Annotated in this window: 21 protein-coding genes and 1 other RNA gene; 8 read left to right on the forward strand and 14 right to left on the reverse strand. The window is 37.2% G+C overall.

What is annotated here, in order from left to right; translation table 11 throughout:
- Nucleotides 1–82 precede the first annotated feature (82 nt).
- The 7 genes from RM573_RS15875 to RM573_RS15905 form a co-directional block, all read right to left on the reverse strand.
- Nucleotides 83–1339: an efflux RND transporter periplasmic adaptor subunit gene (locus RM573_RS15875; protein ID WP_311584242.1), complete on the reverse strand. Its 1257-nt coding sequence runs from the start codon at nt 1337–1339 to the stop codon at nt 83–85.
- A 193-nt stretch (nt 1340–1532) separates the two neighbouring features.
- Entirely contained in the window at nt 1533–3272 is a 1740-nt protein-coding gene (locus RM573_RS15880) for an RluA family pseudouridine synthase (RefSeq protein ID WP_311584247.1), read from the reverse strand.
- Between the two features lie 179 nt (nt 3273–3451).
- On the reverse strand, nt 3452–4699 hold the full coding sequence (locus tag RM573_RS15885) for a glutamate-5-semialdehyde dehydrogenase (protein WP_311584252.1): 1248 nt from the start codon (nt 4697–4699) through the stop codon (nt 3452–3454).
- Entirely contained in the window at nt 4699–5802 is a 1104-nt protein-coding gene (proB, locus tag RM573_RS15890) for a glutamate 5-kinase (RefSeq protein ID WP_311584256.1), read from the reverse strand. The genes RM573_RS15885 and proB overlap by 1 nt, the downstream gene beginning before the upstream one ends.
- Before the next feature lie 220 nt (nt 5803–6022).
- Entirely contained in the window at nt 6023–6166 is a 144-nt protein-coding gene (locus RM573_RS15895) for a hypothetical protein (RefSeq protein WP_311584261.1), read from the reverse strand.
- A 425-nt stretch (nt 6167–6591) separates the two neighbouring features.
- Nucleotides 6592–7692 (reverse strand): PepSY-associated TM helix domain-containing protein, encoded by a 1101-nt coding sequence (locus RM573_RS15900; protein ID WP_311584264.1) that lies wholly within the window; start codon nt 7690–7692, stop codon nt 6592–6594.
- 76 nt (nt 7693–7768) lie between these two features.
- On the reverse strand, nt 7769–9889 hold the full coding sequence (locus tag RM573_RS15905) for a TonB-dependent siderophore receptor (RefSeq protein WP_432280247.1): 2121 nt from the start codon (nt 9887–9889) through the stop codon (nt 7769–7771).
- A gap of 302 nt (nt 9890–10191) precedes the next feature.
- On the opposite strand from RM573_RS15905, the gene RM573_RS15910 reads away from it, so the two are divergent.
- A complete protein-coding gene (locus RM573_RS15910; protein ID WP_311584274.1) occupies nt 10192–10626 on the forward strand; it encodes a DUF2753 family protein in 435 nt (144 codons plus the stop codon).
- A gap of 115 nt (nt 10627–10741) precedes the next feature.
- Here RM573_RS15910 and nhaA read toward each other — a convergent pair whose 3' ends face one another.
- Nucleotides 10742–12103: a Na+/H+ antiporter NhaA gene (gene nhaA, locus RM573_RS15915; protein ID WP_311584277.1), complete on the reverse strand. Its 1362-nt coding sequence runs from the start codon at nt 12101–12103 to the stop codon at nt 10742–10744.
- Between the two features lie 41 nt (nt 12104–12144).
- Entirely contained in the window at nt 12145–13464 is a 1320-nt protein-coding gene (gene gdhA, locus RM573_RS15920) for an NADP-specific glutamate dehydrogenase (RefSeq protein ID WP_311584280.1), read from the reverse strand.
- Nucleotides 13465–13801: 337 nt separating this feature from the next.
- Between gdhA and RM573_RS15925 the strand changes: the two genes are divergently transcribed.
- Together RM573_RS15925 and RM573_RS15930 are read left to right on the forward strand one after the other, a co-directional pair.
- On the forward strand, nt 13802–13978 hold the full coding sequence (locus RM573_RS15925; protein ID WP_311584283.1) for a DUF1328 domain-containing protein: 177 nt from the start codon (nt 13802–13804) through the stop codon (nt 13976–13978).
- A 65-nt stretch (nt 13979–14043) separates the two neighbouring features.
- A complete protein-coding gene (locus RM573_RS15930) occupies nt 14044–14238 on the forward strand; it encodes a hypothetical protein (RefSeq protein WP_311584286.1) in 195 nt (64 codons plus the stop codon).
- Nucleotides 14239–14451: 213 nt separating this feature from the next.
- On the opposite strand, the gene RM573_RS15935 is transcribed toward RM573_RS15930, so the two are convergent.
- The 3 genes from RM573_RS15935 to RM573_RS15945 form a co-directional block, all read right to left on the reverse strand.
- Complete coding sequence (locus tag RM573_RS15935) at nt 14452–15312, reverse strand: phospholipase A (RefSeq protein ID WP_311584289.1); 861 nt, start codon at nt 15310–15312, stop codon at nt 14452–14454.
- Nucleotides 15313–15409: 97 nt separating this feature from the next.
- Nucleotides 15410–16330, reverse strand: a complete 921-nt coding sequence (locus RM573_RS15940) for a mechanosensitive ion channel family protein (protein WP_311584291.1) — start codon at nt 16328–16330, stop codon at nt 15410–15412.
- A 67-nt stretch (nt 16331–16397) separates the two neighbouring features.
- Nucleotides 16398–16871 carry a hypothetical protein gene (locus RM573_RS15945; RefSeq protein ID WP_311584294.1) on the reverse strand — a complete coding sequence of 158 codons (474 nt, stop codon included), beginning with the start codon at nt 16869–16871 and terminating at the stop codon, nt 16398–16400.
- A 168-nt stretch (nt 16872–17039) separates the two neighbouring features.
- Between RM573_RS15945 and RM573_RS15950 the strand changes: the two genes are divergently transcribed.
- The 4 genes from RM573_RS15950 to RM573_RS15965 all read left to right on the forward strand — a co-directional run bounded on the left by RM573_RS15950 (nt 17040) and on the right by RM573_RS15965 (nt 21393).
- Entirely contained in the window at nt 17040–18380 is a 1341-nt protein-coding gene (locus tag RM573_RS15950; RefSeq protein WP_311584297.1) for a sigma-54 interaction domain-containing protein, read from the forward strand.
- A 261-nt stretch (nt 18381–18641) separates the two neighbouring features.
- Nucleotides 18642–19196 (forward strand): BON domain-containing protein, encoded by a 555-nt coding sequence (locus RM573_RS15955; RefSeq protein ID WP_311584300.1) that lies wholly within the window; start codon nt 18642–18644, stop codon nt 19194–19196.
- 107 nt (nt 19197–19303) lie between these two features.
- Nucleotides 19304–19735 carry a hemerythrin domain-containing protein gene (locus RM573_RS15960; protein WP_311584302.1) on the forward strand — a complete coding sequence of 144 codons (432 nt, stop codon included), beginning with the start codon at nt 19304–19306 and terminating at the stop codon, nt 19733–19735.
- 44 nt (nt 19736–19779) lie between these two features.
- A complete protein-coding gene (locus RM573_RS15965) occupies nt 19780–21393 on the forward strand; it encodes a diacylglycerol kinase family protein (RefSeq protein ID WP_311584305.1) in 1614 nt (537 codons plus the stop codon).
- Between the two features lie 127 nt (nt 21394–21520).
- Here the strand turns inward: RM573_RS15965 and RM573_RS15970 are convergent, their stop codons facing one another.
- Nucleotides 21521–21949, reverse strand: a complete 429-nt coding sequence (locus RM573_RS15970) for a hypothetical protein (protein ID WP_311584309.1) — start codon at nt 21947–21949, stop codon at nt 21521–21523.
- A 258-nt stretch (nt 21950–22207) separates the two neighbouring features.
- Between RM573_RS15970 and RM573_RS15975 the strand changes: the two genes are divergently transcribed.
- Nucleotides 22208–22813 (forward strand): porin, encoded by a 606-nt coding sequence (locus RM573_RS15975; protein ID WP_311584312.1) that lies wholly within the window; start codon nt 22208–22210, stop codon nt 22811–22813.
- A gap of 301 nt (nt 22814–23114) precedes the next feature.
- Here RM573_RS15975 and rnpB read toward each other — a convergent pair.
- Nucleotides 23115–23498, reverse strand: an RNA gene (gene rnpB / locus RM573_RS15980) — RNase P RNA component class A.
- Nucleotides 23499–23501: the final 3 nt, after the last annotated feature.

Raw genomic sequence — 23501 nt, forward strand, 5'->3', positions numbered from 1 at the left:
TTATTTAACACGTTATTTTTTAAATCTAACGTTGTTTTTTAACTTGTTATTGAGTTACGTGATGATTTAGTGTCTGTATTTTTTAATTAATCATAATTTGTTGGTGATCTTGCCAAGCCGTTGAGTCTGAAATAATAACTTCATCCCCAACTGATAATCCCGTCAATATCTGAATGTTATTCACAGAAGCTTGGCCTAAATTAACTTCTCGTTTATTCGCAAACGCTTTATCTTCACTTAAGGTATAAAGATTAACCGTGGTATGACTTGGTGCATACATGGGGCGTTTGATATATAACGCATCATCAATATTACTAATTTCAATTAAGCCATCGACGGTTAAATCGGGTCTAGCTTCATTCGGCAATTGACTCGTCAACGCAACATCTATTAATACCATGCCGTTCTTCACTGCCGGATCGATGCGAGTCACTTTGCCTGAAATTTCACTTATTCGAGTATCAATACTGACAAATTGTCCTATGGAAATATCTCGAGCCCTGACTTCTTGAACCTGCAACTCTGCAAATAAAGAATGTTGGTCGGCAATTAAGGCTACGCTATCTCCCAATTGAGTACGTTCTCCTAGCTCAAGAGAGACTTGTTGGATGATCCCTTCGGTATTTGCTCTCACTTGTAATGCCGCCACCTTATCGACCACCCGTTGGTAATTATTTTCGACTAACCCCATACGGGCATTTTGCGCTATTTTAGTGGCAGCCATATTGGCTTTCATTTTCTCAGCTTTTTGTTGCTGTGCTTGCCAATACTGCATTTGCTGCTTAACCGCTAATTGACTTTTTTGATAATCAAGTGCAGAAACGGTGGCATTTCCTTGTTGCATTAACATAGTTTCGGCATCTAGTTTTAATTTAGCTGATTGATAACTATATTCAGCAGAGACAACTGAATTTTGTAAATCAACCATTTGCGATTCAAGTGCTACATAGGCGGCATGACTTTCTGCTTTATTGGCTTCAAGTTCCCAGCGAGCAGTTTCTAATTCACGATGAAGTTCAGGATTTGATAATTTTACAAGCACATCTCCAACATTAACTTTAGCGCCTGCTTTAACCAAAACTTCTTCAACTCTTCCGGCAACCTGTGAAGAAACCCAACGGATATTTAACGGCTTTAATAAACCAGAAGCACGCACATTAACTGTAAAGTTTCCTTGTTGAACTTTCGCGGTGACAAATGATTTCTTATCGAGAAAATAGGAAGCATCTCCTAAATAACTTTTTAAAAGGTAAATAGTTGTGAGCAAAGCAACCGCTGGAAAAATATACCAATGTTTTTTCCACCATGGTTTAGCAACAAATGGTCTTTGTACGTCCATAATCATCAATATTGTTATTTATTGTAGATGAATGAATTACAAGTCTTATGCCATAACACAGAAGCATTATAAACCGTTAATATAAAAGAACTTTTAAGAAAGGAAACAACAACAGTAATTTCAACTGTGTCACTTTTGGGACAGTTTATTTAATGTTCAGTCGCAATTGCGAGACACCAAGTTAGCACATCCCTTAAAACTCGGCGTCTTGTTGAAAAGCCATCGTTTTTTTAGTGACTGGGTGTTCAAACGCTAAATATTCGGCATGTAAATGAAGCCGATTAGCTTTTTTACCATATAAATCATCCCCTAAAATGGGCATATTTAAGCCATCGAAATGAGCACAATGCATGCGTAATTGGTGAGTTCGGCCTGTTTTAGGATAAAGATAAACTTTGGTCAGTTTTTTATCAGATGTAAATGTTGGCTGTGGATGATATTTTTCAAAGCGAGTTAATGCTTTTTTACCGTGAGTAAAGCACACTAACTGGCGTGGTCTGTCATTAATATCTACCGTTAAAGGTAAATCTATGCTGCCTGTTTCTGTCGTTAGCTCACCTTCAATAATAGCGACGTATCGTTTCTCAATGGTTTTGTTTATAAACTGTTGTTGAAGTTTTTTGTGCGCTCTTGGGTTTAGCGCCAATATCAAAAGCCCTGACGTTGCCATGTCTAAGCGATGGACAATTAATGAGCCCGTTGCCTGAGGAAATTTTTCTTTAATACGGCTATAAACAGAGTCAGCTATCGATTTTCCAGGTACTGAAAGAAATTCAGCGGGCTTATTCACTACGACAATATCTTGGTCATGATAAACAATCGGCAAAGGCTTACCAGCCGCAGGATTTGTTAACAATGGGTTTTCATCCAATGCCATTCCTGCCAGCATATGTGTAAGAATCGGTTGGCATTTTCCCTGACATGCGGGGTAAAAGTTTTTATGTTGGCGAATTTCAGATTTAGGCGCTGCTCCCCACCAAAATTCTGCCATAGTGATTGGCGTTAAATGATGACGAAACGCATATTGTAATAACTTAGGTGCAGCACAATCACCCGCGCCTGCTGGAGGTGTTTGAAAAAGTGAATCTTTAAACAAGGTTATTAAATTTTGTGCTTCGCCACTTTGATTAAGAAATTGATATTGCTTAAAGAGGTACTTTTGTAGCGCATTTGATAATTTTTTTCGCTGCTTTTTTAAATCAGCAAGCGCTGCTTCTAACGGCTTAAGTGTTGATTCAATCGCCGCAATTTTTTCTTGCCAATGTTGTTTTAAATCCGCTAAAGCATGTTTGTCTTCAACACTTTCTCGACTCATTTGAATGCTATGAGCTTTATATTCCTGCGCATTTAAATCACCATCATTATACGCTTGCTCAGCGATTAAGCGCTTGTGCTTTCGCGCTTGGCGATTCGTTATCATTTTTTCACGATGCGCTTGTAGCTCACTTTCAAACTGACTATTTTGTTCAATTAACTGACAACTTAATTGTTCAATAGCGGGGTTCTGCTCAAGTCTCGATATTTGTTGATTAATATTATTAATAACTGATTGTTTCTCAATAAAAAAGTTATCTTCTTGCTGGATATCGAACACAGGAGGGACAAATTTCGCTAAACAACTTTGATTGGCAAGTTTGCCGGAAAATGCAGATAAATACCCTAACTCACCATGGCTATTTTTCACAACCAATACGCCAAACATTTTACCACTAACTTCTTCAGGAATTGCCGACGGAGTCGTGAGTTGATGAGATGGAATACCAAAATTATGATGCCATTGGCATTGATTCGTTAAATATTGCTGCAACTCTTTCACGGCCACAAGTGCCAAAGGATGGGGCTGATAATAAAACGGGTAAGTAAAGCGCTGTGGTAAACAGTGATCCGCTATCGATTCTTTAAAAGGGGTAAAGCAAGATTCACCAGAGAGCATAACAAAGCGAGTAGTAAAATTAACGTGGCTGCATTATAAGTGAATCGATAAAAAAGTTCGCATTTCTTAGTTATTTTTTATTGGCCAATAAAAAATAAAAACACTCGCTGAATCAAACTTAACTGATTTATGCGAGTGTTCTTTGACTGATTAAAAAGCTTTTATCTGTTTAAGACGGTTTAAGCTCTAACTTGGCCTTCACCATTAACGAGATATTTTTCTGTCGTTAATGACTCTATGCCCATTGGTCCGTAGGCATGTAATTTCGAGGTAGCAATGCCAATTTCAGCACCAAGTCCTAATTGTGAGCCGTCAGAAAAACGTGAAGAAGCATTTACCATGACCACTGAAGCATCCACTAAACGTTGAAAATTCATCGCTTTTTGTTGATCTTCCGTACAAATAACCTCGGTATGGTTACTACCAAACTGATCAATATGATCAATGGCTTGACCAAAATCATCTACCACACGAATCGCAATCTCTAAGCTTAAATATTCTTCACCAAACTCTGAATCAGCTAAAGGCACTATGTCGTCAAAATAAGGTACCGTTCGAGCACAGCCATTGACTTTCACACCAAGCTCTTGAAAACGTTTTGCAACTAAAGGTAAAAATTTATCCGCAACCTTTTGGTGAACAAGTAAACCTTCTAAGGCATTACAAACACCGGTTCTTTGGGTTTTGCCGTTTAACAGTAAAGCTAATGCTTTGTCGATATTAGCTTTTTCATCGACAAATAAATGACAAACGCCTTTATAATGCTGGATCACTGGAATTTGGCTATTTTCACAGACAAAATTGATTAAGCCTTCGCCGCCGCGAGGGATCACTAAATCAATGTAATCTTTTTGCGTGAGTAACTCTGTCATTAAAGCTCTATCTGGTTGATCAATGACAGTGACAATCTCTTTTGGTAATTGATGTTTCACAAGTACTTGTTGTAAAACGTTCGCAATGGCTAAACTACTGTTTAACGCTTCTTTTCCGCCTCTTAATATGACGGCATTACCTGACTTAATACATAAACCTGCGGCATCAGCGGTCACATTCGGTCGAGCTTCATAAATCATACAAATGACGCCTAAAGGCACCCGCATTTTGCTAATTTTCAAACCATTAGGTCTAACAACTTGCTCTCTAAGCGTGCCAACTACTTCAGATATTCCTGCAACTGTTTCTAAGCCTACTGCCATATCTTCGATGCGAGCAGCATTTAACTGTAAGCGATCGAGCATTGCTTCACCTAAGCCTTTTTCTTTCGCAAAACTAATATCGATATCATTCGCTGCCATAATAACTTTATTGTTAATTCTCAAGGCATTAGCCATATCATTTAATAACTTTGTTTTGGCTTCACTTGTTTGAATGGCCATAACTTTAGCGGCTTGTGCAGCTTTTTTTGCAATGTTGGTAATTAAACTCATTAAGACTCCATTAAGGCAATAAATTGATTAGATAAAATAGGTTCATCCGTTTTATCTAGTTCTTCAGAAAAAGATGAATTATCGCTACACGCGATAAAGTTAAGTAAGCAACTACTGTAATTGGTTTTTACTTTTGCCAGTTTTTCACCACTATGCTTTCTAAGTAAGACAGTATCTCCAGACGAGAAATTACCTTTTACACTGACTAAGTCATCAATATCTAAAATATCGTTAAGTTGATTGGCAGTGATCTCATAATCCTCACTCACGATTAATTCCCCTTGCGCACGGGTAGTATGACGCATCCAGTGCACGCCATCGTGCATCGGGTCTTTATGAGGATAAAAGTGTGTACCAGGATTCTCATCTTTTAATAACGAATTAAAGCTTTGTTCTTTAAAACCATTGACGATGAAAGTATCAATACCATGAGCAATGGCTTTTTCGGCGGCTTGAATTTTGGTTTTCATTCCACCTGTACCAACACTACTTGTCGCACCGCCCGCCATGGCATAAATGTCGTCATTAATTTGATACACATCTGACAATAGTTTTGCCTGGTCATTTAAATGTGGATTGGCATCAAAAAGTCCGTCAATATCGGAACATATGATCAATGAATCAGCTTTTGCAGCTGTCGCAACCATTGCCGATAAATTATCATTATCACCGACTTTCAATTTGTCGGTGGTAACGGCATCATTTTCATTGATAATAGGTAAAATATTATTCACTAATAACGTATCTATGGTATTTCGAATGCTTTCGTAACGATCTCGATTACGTAAATCACCATGCGTTAATAATAATTGTGCGGTAGGGAAATCAAAAAGTCTGTCCCAAGTAGCCATCATTTCAGATTGACCTGCAGCTGCCATGGCTTTTTTGATCACAATATTATCTTCACCCGACTCCTCAAAGAGATGAGCACCAGCCCCCACGGAACCAGAAGAAACTAATACCACTTGTATGCCTGATAAACGGCAACGGACAATAAAATTTGCAATACTCAATAAATATTGACTACTACATCCATTTTGGTTCGGTGCAAATAACGCACTACCCACTTTAATAACTATTCTTTGCCAAGTTTTAAAACTCACATGAAACCCTTAAAAGTTACATAGCACTTATGACTAAGCACTAATGACGATAAATGTGTTGAGTATCTAAATACCCAAAAGTTGATGATTAAGGCTCTTTGCAAAGCCTGTTCTTCCTAAACCCTTGAATTTTAATATTTATTTAACCTGTTTTTTTTGAACAAAGCTTACCTTCGTTTCATATAAAAACGATTAATGAAAAATAAAAATACAAATAGTACTAATTAAATATAGGAGGAGGATTGAATAAATTAATATAACGATTGAAATGACAAGCAGGAGGGAAGTGATGGTTTAAAGGTGTTCTAGAATATAAATAACCCTTGGTACTACTGTCTTTTGAAATATCACGTATGATATTCATTTTGTTTCCTTCTTGTTTAATCGTTAGCATTCTAATAATTAGTACTCTAACTAATAACCGCTATAAAATCAACCGGCATAATTGCCTAGATGACGTAAAGCCCCGTTAACTTCTCTTTAAAAAGAAGATACTAACAATTGTTTGTTTTACTCTCTAGGCTAGGTTAACTAAGGATTTTAGAGTATTGGTTTTCCATTTTCACAAGCTAAATACTGGCAATAATTTAGCAAAGTCATTTGTTTAAACCATTAAGGAATAAGTTAGAAAGTGTGATATTAAATGCTAAATCATTAAGATTCGTTCCGGCATATTCAACTAAAAAGTCCAATATAAGAGAAATTAAAAAGCCGCTTATTCTACTAAAAAGAATAAGCGGCTATATCAGGAACTAATGATAGTTGCCTTTGAGTAATTTCCCCCAAATATTACATTGCGGGTACTTTGCTAAAAACTTTACTTGGTCGTTTACGTTTTCTAAACCAATAAAAATACAGCCCAGTTAATGCTAACCATAAAGGCGTTAGCCCTAAAACACACCAAATAATTTTACTTGGTATTCCCGCAAAATAACCAAAATGAAGCTTTCTAAAGGTATCAATAACAACCGTTATAGTCGATTGGGTACGAATATCTAAAGCGGCCATTAATTCTCCTGATACTCGATCATAAGTAACAGTACTAGCATATTCACTAATTAAGAGATTATCAGTAGGCACTTCACCAAAAAACGTAATATGTAACTCTGGCTCAAAAGGGAAAATGAAATAGGTAGGATTAAACCCTTTGATATCTTTTTGAGACTTATCCACTAACCTTTGAAAATCTATATTTTGACTATAGAGAGGCTTAGTTAACAGCGGATGAGGCTCAATATGTTCACTCACTTCATGAACAACCGCGGCAATATTAAAATAGCCCCCAGTGATCGCTAAAATAATTAACACCGGCGATGAGATAATACCTATAAATTTATGCACATCACTATAAAAGATACGCCTTGCCGCTTTAAATCTGAGAGTAAATAATTTCTTCCAAAATTGACGATATAAAATAATACCGCTGATACCTAGAAATAATAAAATAATGGCAAAAATTGAGCCTAACACAGTGCCGGTAAAATCTAATAAAAACGTATAATGTAACGACAACAACCAGTCAGTAATATCGTGTACAACGGTGACAGGTTTAGAGAGTAATTCACCGGTATATTGATTGAGATAAAGTTTATACCAATGCCCCGTAGCTTTTTCAATAATATAAGCAGTATCAGCACGAGACTTATCATCGAATAACTCCCAACTGCCCATTAAGAACTGGGGATTAGCCGTTTCTACTTTGTTGATCAAGGTATTTAAATTCAGTCTTGGTGTAGTTTCATCTGCATTGACAGTCATATGCTCGGGCATCAACCAGGTATCGATCTCAACTTTAAACACCAAAATACTACCGGTAACCGCAATAACCATTAAAGGAATTAATGCTATTAGCGCACTCACTGAATGCCATTTAAAAAGTTTTTTTCTCATAATTAAATCCAAAAAGACAAAACACTGCCAAAGCAATGTTTTGTCTATTATTTATCGAATAAACATTTCGCGATAATTACAATGACCAACTAATCGTTGCAGAATAATTTGCTGGTGCAGCATAATAACCTTGTGCCCAATATAAGCTGTTTATATATTGTTCATCTGTCACATTGTAGGCATTCAAAGTTAATGCAAGCTGTTCTGTAAATTCATAACGCGCCATTAAACCAACCACCGCATACGCTTTTTGTTTGGTAATGATTTCTTGCCCGGCATTACTAAAACCTTCAGCAACAACACCTTGTAATCGAGATATTTCATCTTGCCAACGCATATTTATGCCCAATGACAAGCCTTCAACTTGCGGTACGCGATAAGTCGCCGCCACTTTAAATAACGTTTCAGGGGTATAGTCAGCAACGTTAGCATCTATCTCATCTTCAACATCAATATTAAAATGTGTAAAACCAATACTAGTTTGTAAGCCAGGCAATAACTCCCCTGCTAAGTCAAACTCAAAACCTGAGCTTTCTACGCCTTTCGTACCAATAAAACGAGAATCTCCCGGCGAAGAACGATCATCATACCTTGCAACATTCTCTTGGCTGGTTTCAAAATAGGTGACTGTCGCTAAAAATTTATCGTCAAATAAGTTACTTTTTATACCTACTTCTTGGCTCTTACCTGTGATTGGCGCTAAAACATTGTTATTGATGTCTAACTCAGTTTGCGAAACAAAGGTTTCGGTGTAACTTGCATATGCCACAAGGTTATCGGTTATTTGATAAACCCCACCAATATACGGAATAAATTGCTCATCACTGGCATCTTGCACAACACTATATGACTCACCTTTTATCTCCCAGTCATTTTGGCGGCCACCCGCCGTTAAATGAAAGTGATCAGTGAGGCTGAATCGTGCCGTAAAATACAATGCTTTTTGATCGCGTGATACATCTGAACCTGTTTTCCCATCAGCAAACGTAGCTTTAGGCGTGTTACCATCCCACTCTGTTAAAGGAGGCATCACTGGGAAACCATTGCCGGTGGTATAATCGTATAGCGATAATTCTTCCCCCGACATGGAAGAGTGATTTGCCCCAACAACAAATTCATGCTCGCGGCCAAAAAATTCAAATTCACCCGATAGATATATATCGATTAAATCGTGTTTGTCGTCATTGTCATATTCACTGGCATAACCAAACAGTCCTAACTCTGTTGATTTATCAGGCGTACCATAAACATAAAATAACTCCGAATCTTCATCTGTACTTTTATGTGAATAGGTACCACGCAGTTGCCAACCATTATCAAAGGCATGACTCACTTCTAGCACCGTATTTTCTTTGCTGATATCCCAGTAAGACCAATCTGCTGAAGTACTGGTTGAAATATCATAATTAGTTGCTGAACCATCGGTGTAAAATAAAGGATTCGCGCCCCAGTTATTGCCTGTCGCTTGACTATCGTTGATAGTATGGCTTAACGAAAACTTAGTATTCTCTGTCAATTGATGTGCTAAAAAGACATAAAAAACATTTTTCTCTTTGTGATATCGGTCTAGATATGAATCAGCATCTTGCTTAACAATTACCGTTCTTATCGCCGTACTGTCAGTGAAGTTATAACTACCATCAAGCTCTAAACGCTGGTTATCCCAACTGCTTAATGTGCCATTGATATTTATTTCATTTTCCGCAGTAGGACGCTTGCGAATAAAATTGATCGTGGCAGATGGGTTGCCTACACCAGTCATTAAACCGTTGGCTCCACGAATCACTTCGATGCGATCGTAAATTGAGGTATCTTCATCAGCATGATTATTTCCAGAACTAAGTGGTAAACCTACGCCATCAACCTGAAAATTGGTTATATCGAAACCACGAGCGGTATAATAAGTTCGATCCGTTTCAATGCGTTCCACATTCACCCCTGTGGCGGTATCTAAAACAGCATCAATATTGGTTAATTGATAATCTTTCATTTGACTAGCCGTGATCACCGAAACCGACTGCGGAATATCAATAATATCGAGCTCTAATCTTGAAGCGCCACTAGCACTGTGTGCGTTATAACCTTTTAAATAGCTACCTTTTACTTCAATGCGTTCTATTTCACTTTCATTTTTTTCATCATTTGCACTTGCATTGGTTGCCAATAATAACGCTAAAGAAAGCGCAGATAATTTCATATTTTTCACGTTTCGATCCTAATTAAGGGTGAGTTGGCATAGAGGCAAGCTCTAGAACCTTATTAACATTTATTAGAGTAAAAACTCATTTATGTGCATATCATACCACTGCAAACACAAATGTAAATACGAATTACTATCATTAGCGTAAACTTATTGTACAAATGAACTGTTTTAAGGTGTTTAGTTTGTTTAACTCTCCACTGTGGGTTTCAATTTATCTAAGAAAATTATATCCATCACTTGAAACGCAAATGAAAATCATTATTATTTGCTTTTTTAGCAATTAAAAGGATAACTTGATGGAAAGCGAGCAATGGAAGTCATTACTAACTCACGGGAATGACTGCTTTAAAGATAATCAGTGGCAAAAAGCTGAATACTTTTATTCTGAAGCTTATGATCTACTTGCATTTGGCTATAGAAATAATCCGCAATGTATTGAAACTATGATGGCATGGATTTGTAGTTGCCATAATTTATCTTCCCTCTATGAAAGAATGAATAAATTAACCTTATCGCTAAAGTTTTTAACCGTACCTCACGACTATTTAAAAAAAGTTAGTGAATCGGATCAAGCTGACAACGATATTAAGTTACTAGCATTAAAAGGACTGTCACTGACCTTCCCACCGATTTTAGCATTCAGTAAAAATCACCCTATTTGTGAGGATTGTGTAGAAGAGTTATCAAACATGGCAAGTGTTAGTGAGTTTTCAAAACGACAAATGCATTAACAAAATGAAGTTGAGTATTAACTCGTGAATATTAAAAATAAAAACCGCTTATTATCCTTTGATAACAAGCGGCTATAGGCTGAATAACAATAAAGCTAAAAGTTACTTAAAATAATTAGCTGGGCTTTTCACTTTTAGAAAATAAAATAAATCCTAAAACGGCAGATAATAATGATCCACAAATAATACCAAGCTTCGCTTTTTCAATGGTAGCGATATCCCCGATAAACGCCAAGTTGGTAATAAATAACGACATCGTAAAGCCAATGCCTGCAAAACAGCCTAAAGCAGCGAAGTCACGCCATTGCATATCAATAGGTTTTTCCGCCCAGCCTAATTTTATAAAAAGCGATGAAAACAAGACGATCCCTAACGGTTTGCCAATCAATAAACCTAACAAACAACTCCAAAATACCGGCATAGACAAAATTTCGGCTGAACTTTCAGGGAGAACAATTCCCGCATTTAACAAGGCAAATAATGGTAATACAAGCAAACTAATTGGACTATGTAATTTACTTTGCCAGCGCTGAACCGGTGTTGTCGCTGATTTCGCAATAACCTCAGCTGCTTCGGCTAATTCATGTTGCTTTTGTTGATCTAAAATCGTTTTCTCGTGATGGTCTATCCGTTTAAATTTTGCGATTAAGCGCTCCATTGAATGTGCGAACCAATTAGTGTCTGCTAAAGGCTTTGTCGGCACGGTTAACGCCGCAAGAATACCTGCGGTAGTTGCATGCACACCAGAATGTGAAACAAACCACCAAAGAACTAAACCTGAAAATAAATAAAACCAAACAGCGCGAATACCTACCAAGTTAGCGATAAACATCACGGCTAATACAATAGCGCCATAACCTAAATACAGTAATGACACATTGTCGGTATAAAAAAGGCCTATCACCAATACCGCACCTATATCATCCACGATAGCCAGTGCAGTAATTAAAACTAAAACTGACTTAGGTACTCGGGCTCCCAATAACACTAACAACCCTAAAGCAAAGGCTGTATCTGTTGCCATTACAATGCCCCAGCCCTGCCAGTCACTTCCTCCTAAAACCGACATGACCATTAAATAAGTTAACGCGGGAACAACCATACCGCCAAGCGCCATTGAAATTGCCAGTATTGAACTTTTGGCATCTTTTAATTCGCCGGCTAATACTTGAAATTTAATTTCAAGTCCGAGTAAAAAAAAGAATAATACGATCAAGCCTTCATTCACCCAGTCAACGGCAGAATGATAAAGCTGGCTTTCTCCCCAAATAAAGCCAATGTTAAAATTGGTTAACCAAACATAGTGTTCATGCCAGCTAGAATTTGCTAAAAACAATGCAATTGCGGTAGCAAATAACAATAAAAATCCTGCCGAAGACTGGCTATGAATAAAAGCTTGTAGCGGAGAAATAACCTTTTCGAACTGTTGTTCAAGTGGCATTCTTTCCCGATTTTGTTCTTTTATATTAATTTTCAACGTCTTGATTCCTTTTGCTTTAATAAGCGTTTATAGAAAAATTAAATACCTTGAGCTAATGCAGCTTTAACTAATCTATTGAGCGCGAAACTATTGGCGCCAACTAAGTAATTTTGAGTGTTTGTTTGTACACAGTGCTGATGAATTTTCTTCATTGTTAACGCTAACTTCTCATCCATTTTTTCGAAAGACTCAGGATAAAAGTTCGCGTTTTGCCCCATCTCGAAGGTAGACATTGCCACGCCCCCCGCATTAACCGCTTTCGCAGGTAAGAAACTTATCTTATGTTTTTTAAAATAATGAATGGCTTCACTTGTGCAAGGCATATTGGCTCCTTCGAACACAAATAACACACCATTTTTCACCAATTTTTTGGCATCATTAATATCCAACTCATTTTGTGTCGCGCATGGAATCGCGATATCAGCGTCAACTTCCCAAGGTTTCTTATCTGAGTACCATTTGATATCCGCACCATTGGCTATTTGACTTAAGTCGGGCTTAGCTTTTTGAGCAAGCAGCTCATCGATAAGTGCTGCACGTAATCCTTTAGTTGCCAATAGGTAGCCAGAAGAATTAGATAAAGTAAGCACTTTGGCGCCTTGCTCTATGGCTTTTTTGGCTGTATTTAATGCGACATTACCTGCGCCTGAAAGAATCAGAGTTAAGTTGTCAAGCGACTGTTCTTTATCCGCAAGTACTTCTTCAACAAAATAGATAACACCAAAACCGGTTGACTCGATACGTACATGACTCCCGCCAAATCCCACATCTTTACCCGTAAGAGCCCCTGAAAATTTATTTTTTATTCGACGGTAAGCACCGAACAAGTAACCAATTTCTCTAGGTCCAACGTTAATATCACCAGCAGGTATATCGGTATTAGGGCCAATATATCGATAAAGTTCTCCCATAAACGCCTGACAAAAACGCATAATTTCATTAGTCGACTTGCCTTTAGGATCAAAATTGGCCCCCCCTTTCGCGCCACCAATAGGGAGCCCAGTTAAGGCATTTTTAAACGTTTGTTCAAGCGCTAAAAACTTCAACACTGACTCATTGACATCAGGATGAAACCTTAGCCCTCCTTTGTAAGGACCGATTAAATTTGAATGTTGAACTCGCCACCCCCGATTAACCTGAACTTCACCTTGATCGTTTTGCCAAACGACATTAAAGCTGATCACTCTATCTGGCTGTAATATACGTGCTAAAACATTATATTGTTCACAAGACTCAGCCAGCGCAGGATCTAATTCACTAAATGCAATTAATTCTTCTATCGCTTGTAAGTACTCAGGTTGTTCTGCAAAGGTATCGGATAGTTTGCTAACAAGCTTTTTGACATAATTGGATTGCATAACGAAAACTCCAGGTTTCTGCAATTAGCAGTGCACACAATGGTATTCATTTAGAATATATCAATATTGACTATCCAACATTTATGCCAAGTAAAAAATGGGGCTGAAATCGACAAAAGACTTAAAAACCAATCGTCTTTAACTGATTCAGTGAGAACAATTTACATATTCAACATGTAATTTTTTCATATTAATGTTCACTCCGCTAAATTCCCCATTAAAATCTTCCTTCAATAGCAAAGTAAACCCTTTAAATTCATTGCGTTAAACAATCCAATAATGTCTGGCACTTTTTGTGCAACAACACTTTTGATATCAACAAAGATAGGAGATTGACATGTTAAAGTGGACGTTTACTTTTTTAGTGATTGCCATTATTGCTGCGATATTAGGCTTTAGTGGTATAGCTGGTGCCGCAACAAGTATTGCAAAAGTTATATTCCTCATTTTTATCGTTTTGATGATTATTTCATTCATTCTGAACATCACGCGTGGTAAAGCTCCCAAGCCTTAACAGTATTTTTTAACTTTTTTGTTAACTTAAATTCGACATCTTTACTTTTATAAGAGGATCTAATTATGAATATATTTAAATTGTTACTAACAACGACTCTGACATTATTTACCCTAAGCGCATTGACGGCATGTGAACAAGGACCAGCAGAAGAAACAGGAGAGAAAGTAGATGAGGCGATCACAGACGCTGGCAATGCCATTGAAGATGCCTGTGAAGAACTAAAAGATAAAGTAAAATCTGAAGATAAAGACTGTTAATGAACGTGCTAATGAATACTTTTGTTTAGCCTATTCATAGCAAATCATTAACACTTACAATACTGATAATAACGAGACCTTAGCAAACGCAAATACGCCAAGCTAAGGTCTATTTTTTTACGTCAATTGACACAAAGTTGTGGCACTACAACAATACATTATTAATAACGGCCACTTTCTCTTCGGTTAATAAGCAGCTTTACGATTAAGCCATTAAAGAAACGTTAACTGAACACCTAAACCAATGCGTTGTTGGTGTCGATTGTATTCAATGAGTGAGTCACCATAACCATTAAAATATTGCAATAATACCTCATAGCGCTCGTTTATTGGGTAAGATAGGTTCAATTCAACGCTACCTTTATTGTTACTTGTTCTTAAGTTATTTCTCACTAAAGCTAAAAAATTAACTTGCTTAAATTGAGTACCCACAGCAATTTCACCATACCCCAGATAACGCGCAATATCAGGATTATCATCTCCTAAAGCATCAAAAGGGTCAGCTTTTTCATCTTCTTCAATTCGATACCATGCCTTTAAACGAACAAAAGTGGCATGATTACTAACAGTTGCCGACGCATATAAACGATTCCAGCTGCGTGACTTTAAACCGCCTCGCCCGTTCGATTGATGTGAAAGACCTAAAGTAAACTCATTAACATTAAAGCCAAACAATGATGTATTGCTTTTCCACGCATAAAATAATTCAGGTTCATAATTGGTTTCTCTAAACGGTTTAGATTTTTCACTATTATAAAGTTGCCAAAATGACACCGCAGTGAAACCAAAATAGACACCATCGCCACGTTGTGATGCTAAATACACAGGTAGTTTGATACTTAATTGATACTTTGCTTCCAAATTGTCAACATTATCTTTATTTAATCCATTTGTGGTAATGGTGTTGGGATTTGTCACATAGCTAAATGGCAAAATATAATTTTGTCGATATTGAGAAATGGAAAAAGGATTTAACACTGCATTACTTTGCGAATGTACTCTTTCGTTTAATACTGAAACCGGTTTTACCGCCATCTGATTAGCAGATAATGTTGTGCTAACCAGAGTTATCATACTTAATATACACCTTTGAAAAACTGAAGGTATCTTTTGAAACATTTTATCGCCTTTAATTACTAAACACATCATTGGGTTGGAATTTTTGGATAAATCAATTTATTTCATTCTGATTATCATCGCTTTGTTTATTCAACATAGCGTTTAATTTCTCTCCTCCTTTGATAGCAAAATCTAGCGTCCTAATTGGAAATGGTATAAGAATGTTCGCACTTTTCAGCGCATCGTTTATCGCGGCAACCGCTTGATGACGTGCCTGCATAAAACCAGTTTCGCCAGGATAATCTATCCAAAACCATACCAATAAATTAATACTGCTATCGCCAAATCCTTCAGCATAAACCGCTGTCTCATCTTTTTTAATAACAAAGTCACATTGATTCAACTGTTCAACTATGACCTTAGCCGCTTCTTCAGGATCATCTGCATAGGAAATACCAACCGGAATTTCAATACACCGAATACGATTGACTGAAAAGTTAGTGAGAATATTACGAAACAAGATTTTGTTTGGGACGATTTCTAATTGTCCAAAAAAGGTTTCCACCAGTGTATTACGCAAGTTAATTGTTTTTACCGTACCAAATACACTATCAGCACGAATAACATCACCGACTTGAAAGGGTTTACGTATTCCCATGGCAATCCCTGCAATCAAGTTTTCTGTCATATCTTGGAAAGCAAAACCAATGGCTAAGCCAACAATTCCAGCCCCTGCTAATAAAGAAGTAACGGTGCCTTTTAAACCGATAAAATCTAGCGAGATAAAGATACCTGCGATTAAAATACTGACCTTACCAATAGAAGTCAGTAAATCAGCAATTTGTTTTGAATCTAACCCTTTGCGTAATATGTTTCCGATAACTTTACCAAAAAATCGTGCCATTATAGAAAAAATAAACACGATCAAAAATGCCACAACAACGTTGGGGATATGCATGATTAATTCTTGCAACCATGTGTCTAGCTTCTCTTCAATCAACCCCGAAAAATTATCTAACACGTTTAAATTCATAATTTGCAACTCACTCCAAATGCTCATGTTAAAATTGACAATAAAACCTCGTAAGTACCAGGGTCCCTTACAATGATTTCTTTTGTTCCGCTAAATATTCGGTTAAGGCTGATTCTTTTTTCTGAATCACCTGTAAAGAGTTTTTAATTTCATTGGTATATTGTTCGACGTGTCTTTTTAATGATTTACTTTCAATAAAACGCTCTAAACTATTGATCAATTCAATGTTTTGCTTAGCATGTTTGCACAATTGTTGAAGCTCATTCAGTAATGTCATTCCAGCTAATTGATAGTCTGAACTTTTTAAAGGGGAATATGTTTGAAGAGAACTAGCAGATTGCATCGCGATAAGGTGATTTAATCTAGAAATAGATAACAATCTCATGTCTATTTCTTCATGAAAATCTAACCCAACCTGATTCGTTTTCAGGTTATATTGCAAACTCAAGAGATTTTTAATTTCTTCTGTATATGTTTGAGCTATTTCTTCAATGAGTGCTAGATCACCGTAACTAACGTTTGTACTATCAAGATTACGCACATTACCTCCACAAAAATGCTGAGTACTAATGACAATAACCAAGATTTATGCCAACCTACGCAAGCTAAGCAATCCTACTGACTAGAATGCGATATTTGATTTGCTAAGTACTTTTTACATAGTAACTTTGTAATTTTGACAATCTCTCCTTCGATCAGGAATGTAAATATGTATACCCCTTCTGTATTAATTAGTGTCTCGAGTGAAAGCTTTGTTAACCTTTTATCTTCATTATCTTTAGACAAAAAATTTGCAGTGAAGCAACGACCAAAGTTGCAATGGCTCAATGGGCTATCTGAAAATCCTGATATCGCCATAATAGAAACGAATCAATTTAGCCAAGATGATTATGAATTTTTAGCTGAGCATAAATTTTTTCCTGACACAGACTTTATTTTCCTCAGTGAAGGGATGCCCAACGAATTACTCGATAAAGCGGTATTAAAATGCGCAGCTTACCACTATCGCACCCCGATTGAAGTGACGCATATTGATGAGCTTTTGGAAGAATTTTTCGACGAATCGCAATTAAGTCATGTCGCTAGCCACGTCGTAAAGTCGAGTAACTTAGATCAGTTCGGACTTTTATACGGCTCTTCGCGAGTGATGAAAAAGCTTTATCGAAGTGTGCGAAAAGTGGCGACCTTTGATACTAGTGTGTTAATTGTTGGTGAAAGTGGTGTTGGCAAAGAACTCGTTGCTCATACTTTGCATAATGCTAGCGAAAGAGCAGAAAAACCATTTATTGCTGTTAACTGTGGTGCTTTAAGCCAAGAGTTAGCTAGCAGTGATCTTTTTGGTCATATAAAAGGTGCATTCACCGGCGCCCATCACGCAAGAGATGGCTATTTCACTCAAGCAAAAGGAGGCACGTTATTTCTTGACGAAGTCACCGAAATGCCAGAAGAACTTCAAGTACAACTGCTTCGTGTCTTAGAAACAGGCGATTACTCACCGGTTGGCAGTAATAAAGTATTACATGCCGATGTTCGCATTATCGCGGCAACGAATCGAGATTTAGCCGATGCAGTCGCCGATGGTATCTTTAGAGAAGATCTTTATTTTAGGTTAGCTCAATTTTTATTACACGTGCCACCATTACGAAGCCGAGGCGATGATATTCAAGGCTTGGCAATACACTTTCTAGCTTACAAAAATAATGATGAAAATTTAAATAAACCAATTTCAGAAGCGGCAATTGCCAAGCTAAGCGATTATCACTGGCCGGGTAATGTAAGAGAGCTGAAATACTCGATAGAACGCGCCTATATTCTTGCAACCGATATGATCGATACTGATCACATTGTATTAACAGAACAACAAAACCAAGACAATTTGAATGTTCCGGTAGGTGTCCCTCTTGCACAAGTCGAAAAGCAAGCAATTCTTGAAACCTTGGAACAACAACAAGGTAACAAAAGTGACACGGCTCGCTTATTAGATATTAGTGTAAAAACCTTATATAACAAACTTGAAAAATACGACGATTCAGAAAAACCACAAGAATAGCGTCACGAATAAGTACTGAACTAAAATCAATCGTGAACTGATGGCCGCTTAACGATCTTTGTTCACTCAAATGAATGAGTAAGCGATAATTATATCCTGATAATAATTACAAATAGCTCATGTAATTTTTTCACACTTTTGACCTCCCTCTCCTTTTACCTTTTAACAAAAACCAAGTTATTGATTAAATAACAATGACTTAACTTGTCTGGCACAATCACTGCTTTATGGTTAATACCTTACAACAAAAGGAGATAACTGATGAAGTTCAATTTAACAAAACCAATCTTGATTTGTGGATTCTTATTGTCATCACCTTCGTTACTTGCCGCTCAAAAGTGGCAAGATAAAGCGCTTGATGCATGGATTGACGGTAAGGCTGAAACAACTTTAATGTTTAATACTAATTTAAATGCATTTGATATTAATACCGACGTTAATCATCAAGTAATAACGCTTACAGGTAAAGTAGATAGCGAAATAGAAAAAGACCTTGCAGAAGAATTACTACTCACTCTTGAGCAAGTGAAAAGCGTTAATAATCACTTAACTGTGATGTCTGATCCGGCTATTTCTCTACAAGAAAAAACCATCAACACTTTAACGGATGCGAAAATTAATACCGTAGTCAAAACAAAATTATTGATGGATCAAAATATAGATGGCACAGATATCGATGTAGACACAACAGATCGCGTGGTTACTTTATCAGGGAAAGTCTATTCTGACACTGAGCATGATCTAGTCGTCTCAATTGCTCAAAACACTAATGACGTGAAAGAAGTCGAAGATGAATTAACGATTGTTAGTCACTAAACAAGTTAACTCTCAATAACATATTAACCAATTAACCTGACTCAATGAGATAACAATTTGAAGCGTTTGCTTCGATTGTTATCTCTGTAACTAATCATGGAGATGACATGCATACTATATTTGACGCCTTAAAAGACAGCCATGAAAAACAACGCTTACTGCTTGAGATAATATTGAAAACATCCCCAGGTTCTAAAACACGGGCCGAGTTTTACTTATTACTAAAAGAAGAACTTGAAAATCACTCAAGTGCCGAAGAACGATACTTTTATGCCCCCTTAATAGAGAATGACCAAACCATTGAGCTAACTCGCCATGGTATTGCAGAGCATCATACTATTGACAAAATTATCGAAGAGCTTGACGCTACGGACTTAAATTCACCCGCATGGTTAACGCTGGCAAAAAAACTTCAGCATAAAGTGTTACATCATTTAGAAGAAGAAGAGAGAAGCTTTTTCCAAATGGCAGGTAAAGCACTTACAGATAACCAAAAAGTAAAATTAGCTGAGCAATATGACCAAGAAATGGCACTTTAACTGCCATTCAAATTGTATCTTTGATTAATTATCTGGAGGGCTAAATGTTTATCGTTAAATACTATGTAACTGCGGCATTGCTATGTTTTTTGATGGCTTTTTATTTATCTTTCGTATTGTTTCAGGCGCTATTAATATGGCTTGGACTTTCTTTGCTGTTAGTTTCCATAGCTTATACTTTTGAAATGCCTTCAATATTTAGAAAAAGCCAAGACGGTAAAATTTCAGCTTGGATACAATGGGCATTTATTCCCTTTCTTACGGGTGCAAAAATATATAATGCTTGGGCAAGAAGACATGATAAAGCGCCTGCGATCCAAAAAGTACAGGACAATTTGTACCTTTCTCGCCGCTTATTTAGCGAAGACTTGCACACTCTGAATGAACAAGGTATCAGTTGTATTGTTGATGTTACGGCTGAGTTTGTTGGGTTAGAAAGCGCCATGACAGATAAAAAGTTTGATTACTTAAATATTCCGACACTGGACCATCAAGTACCTTCGTTAAAGCAATTGTTTCACGCGCTCAATTGGATAGATGTACAAATATCACAATCAAATGCGGTTGTTGTCCATTGTGCCTTAGGAAGAGGTCGCTCGGTATTTGTCGTCGCCGCTTATATTTTAAGTAAAGATACAAGCTTGTCAGTAGAACAAGTGCTAACCTCGCTTAATCAAATCAGAAGTACAGCAAACCTTAATAGAGCGCAGCTAAAAATATTACATGCTATCCAAAACAACAAGCAACTCCAACTTCAATCACCAACGTGGTTAATTATTAATCCGGTGTCCGGCGGAGGAAAATGGCAAACTTATCAACAACAGTTATTGCGTGAATTAACAAAAACAATGCGCTTGCGTGTTTATGAAACAACACCATCATTATCGGCAAAAGACCTTACTGAAGACGCTATCAAACAAGGGGTATCAACGGTTATTGTCGGCGGTGGTGATGGTACTGTCACCGAAGTTGCCGGCGCACTTATTCATCGAGATATCACCCTAGGTATTATTCCTTTAGGAACAGCAAATGCATTGTGTCATGTGCTATATGGTATCAACTCTAAGGTTTCGCCAATTGAGAGTGCTTGTCATGCAATCACCAGTGATAATATTCAGAAAATTGATACCGCGCAATGTAATGGTCAGCCAATACTGCTGCTATTAGGTATTGGCTTTGAGCAAAAAATGATCGCGCACGCCCATCGAGAGGAAAAAAATGAACAAGGTCAATTGGCCTACTTAACGGGGTTTTTTAATGCCGTGATGAGTGAAGAACACCAAGAAATACGTGTAACATTTGATGACGAAACCACTGAAAATATTAAAGCACATAGTTTAGTTATCGCAAACATTGCACCATTTAGTACAGTATTAGCTCATGGAGGCAAACCTCCAAAAGTTAATGATGGACAATTGCATGTCACCTATTTAGACAACAGTGAATCGTTAGGAGGAAGACTATTAGCACTCTCCGATCTGACCTTATCAAGTTTAGGCTTACAAGATAAATCGACACTATTTCAATACAAAGATGCCCAACACATTGTTATACAAGCAAAAGAGACAATAGATTATGTCATTGATGGTGAAAATTTTTCAGCAGAAGAGTTATCAATCTCAATCAAGCCTGAATCTTTAAAAGTATTTTCAGGATGATTGAATAACAGATTATCATAATTAAAAATCAGCCCCCAGCATAAGCGCAAGGGGCTATTGAATAAGTGAGATAACCAATAAGCTAATGTGTATAAAAATTGTCAATTATGACAATCTAATTATTGATTTAAAATTTATAACCAATGTTTAACGTAATAAATGGTGTAGTTTCAATCTCCCCTCTATCGGCGAACCAATGATATTCATCAGCTCGAGTAAAACCAACCCCAGTCCCGATGACAAAACCATTATTTTCTAATCCGTCAAAGTGATAATCATACGTCACAAATATAAAACCATCTTCGGCCTGAATGCTTTCTTTACCAACCACAAAGCCGTATGCATGCTTATTTTTTACATCGCCAAATGTTGTTTGGGCGCCCAATGCAAAACCTACAGCACCAATTGCCGCATAGTATTTTGTTGATGTTGTTTTGTAACCCAGCTGGGCACCAATAATGCCGCCGTATTGGTGGCCTAAGCCTATGGTAGTTTCGTACTCGCCAGCAATAGATAGCAACGGTAACAAAGCCAAAGTAATGAGTGTTTTTTTCATAGAATTCCATTTGATACAAATTGATAAACGACTTACCAATAAATGTTGAAGATGAACAATTGTATCTACCTGACGGTCAAATAAAGGTAAAATCTTGCGTTGTTTGTCAGGCCCGTTCAATTCCCTCTATGTTGCCAAGCGCAAAGCAAAAGTGACGCAATATTTTTATACTAACTAAGATTATTCACCCTTGGTTCACTTTCGGCTTGATATCTTTGCTTTCACTTTACTTACTAAAACTATTTTTAAAGGAAGAATATGAAATTTATCGTGTCAAACCTCTCAATTATTGCGTTAACTTTAGGGGGACTTTCTGCTAACGCTTCACAAGATTATAATTTTTTGCAAGTGCATGGAATTGTCAAATCTGAATACTCAGATATTGACCAATTTGGATTAACTGGCTTTGAAGTACGTGCTAACAAGCGTTGGCAAAACGTGTTTGGTGAACTCCGCTACCGAGACCTTAACGATACAGAAGATGGTATTAAATTCGAAGAAGACCGCTGGAGCGCAAGTTTAGGTTACATCATTCCGTTTTCTGAAATCATGCATTTTGATGTACGTGCAAACTACGGCAACATTGAAGCTGAATTAAGTAATAACAATGGCCACACTGGCTTTGACGTTGACTATTACGGTGGTAGCGGCTTTGTTCATTACACTGTGGCTAGAAACATAAACCTTTACGCAGGATTGGAAGTTCAAACCACAAAAGATGCCCCAAATCAAAAAGCCTATCACCTTGGTGCTAACTATGCCTTTGGCAAACTATCTCTAGGTACTGAGTACGTTAAATATTCAGACTCTGATGCACTCAGTTTATTTTTACGATATGAAAAGGTTAGTAATATGAGTTTATAAGAAATATTAACAGATTAGTTATTAAAAGATAGATTTTAAGGGGAGAGCAATTTGAAAACGCCTGTATTGGTTGGGTTAGTAGAATTTATATGACTTAACGAAATATATTAAAACATAGGTAATAAATCTCATAGATCGTATCAGGAAAAAATTGAAGTAGAAACAGAAACTTGAGTGAGTTTTAAAAAATTTAGATATGAAAAGAAAACCGTGTGCCAATTTTCTTAATTTAACGTACTGATATTAAGAAGTTTTAGCATACCGCTTGCACTATTATAGATAGAGCAAGCGGTTACTAAAATTTATGAGTCAACACATAAGCCGGGTTTTGTATCTCTTCCGAAGAAAAGTGACAATCATTCGTCTAGGCTATAAATCGCTCTATAGCTCAAGCAACCTACCCGAATTCAACGCGAGCCACGCCATACGAATTCCTATTTGGTCTTGCTCCGGGTGGAGTTTACCTTGCAATTACTGTTACCAGCAATCCGGTGCGCTCTTACCGCACCCTTTCAGCCTTACCTGTGAAATCTCGAAAGATAACCATCGGCGGTCTTCTCTCTGCTGCACTTGTCGTCGGCTTACGCCGCCCAGGCGTTACCTGGCACCCTGCTCATTGGAGCCCGGACTTTCCTCCCCCTAATAATATCGAAATAAATTAGGCAGCGATTGTCTAGTCAACTCGAGG

Origin of the sequence: Thalassotalea castellviae, from assembly GCF_031846185.1 — a bacterium.
GTDB lineage: Bacteria > Pseudomonadota > Gammaproteobacteria > Enterobacterales > Alteromonadaceae > Thalassotalea_H > Thalassotalea_H castellviae.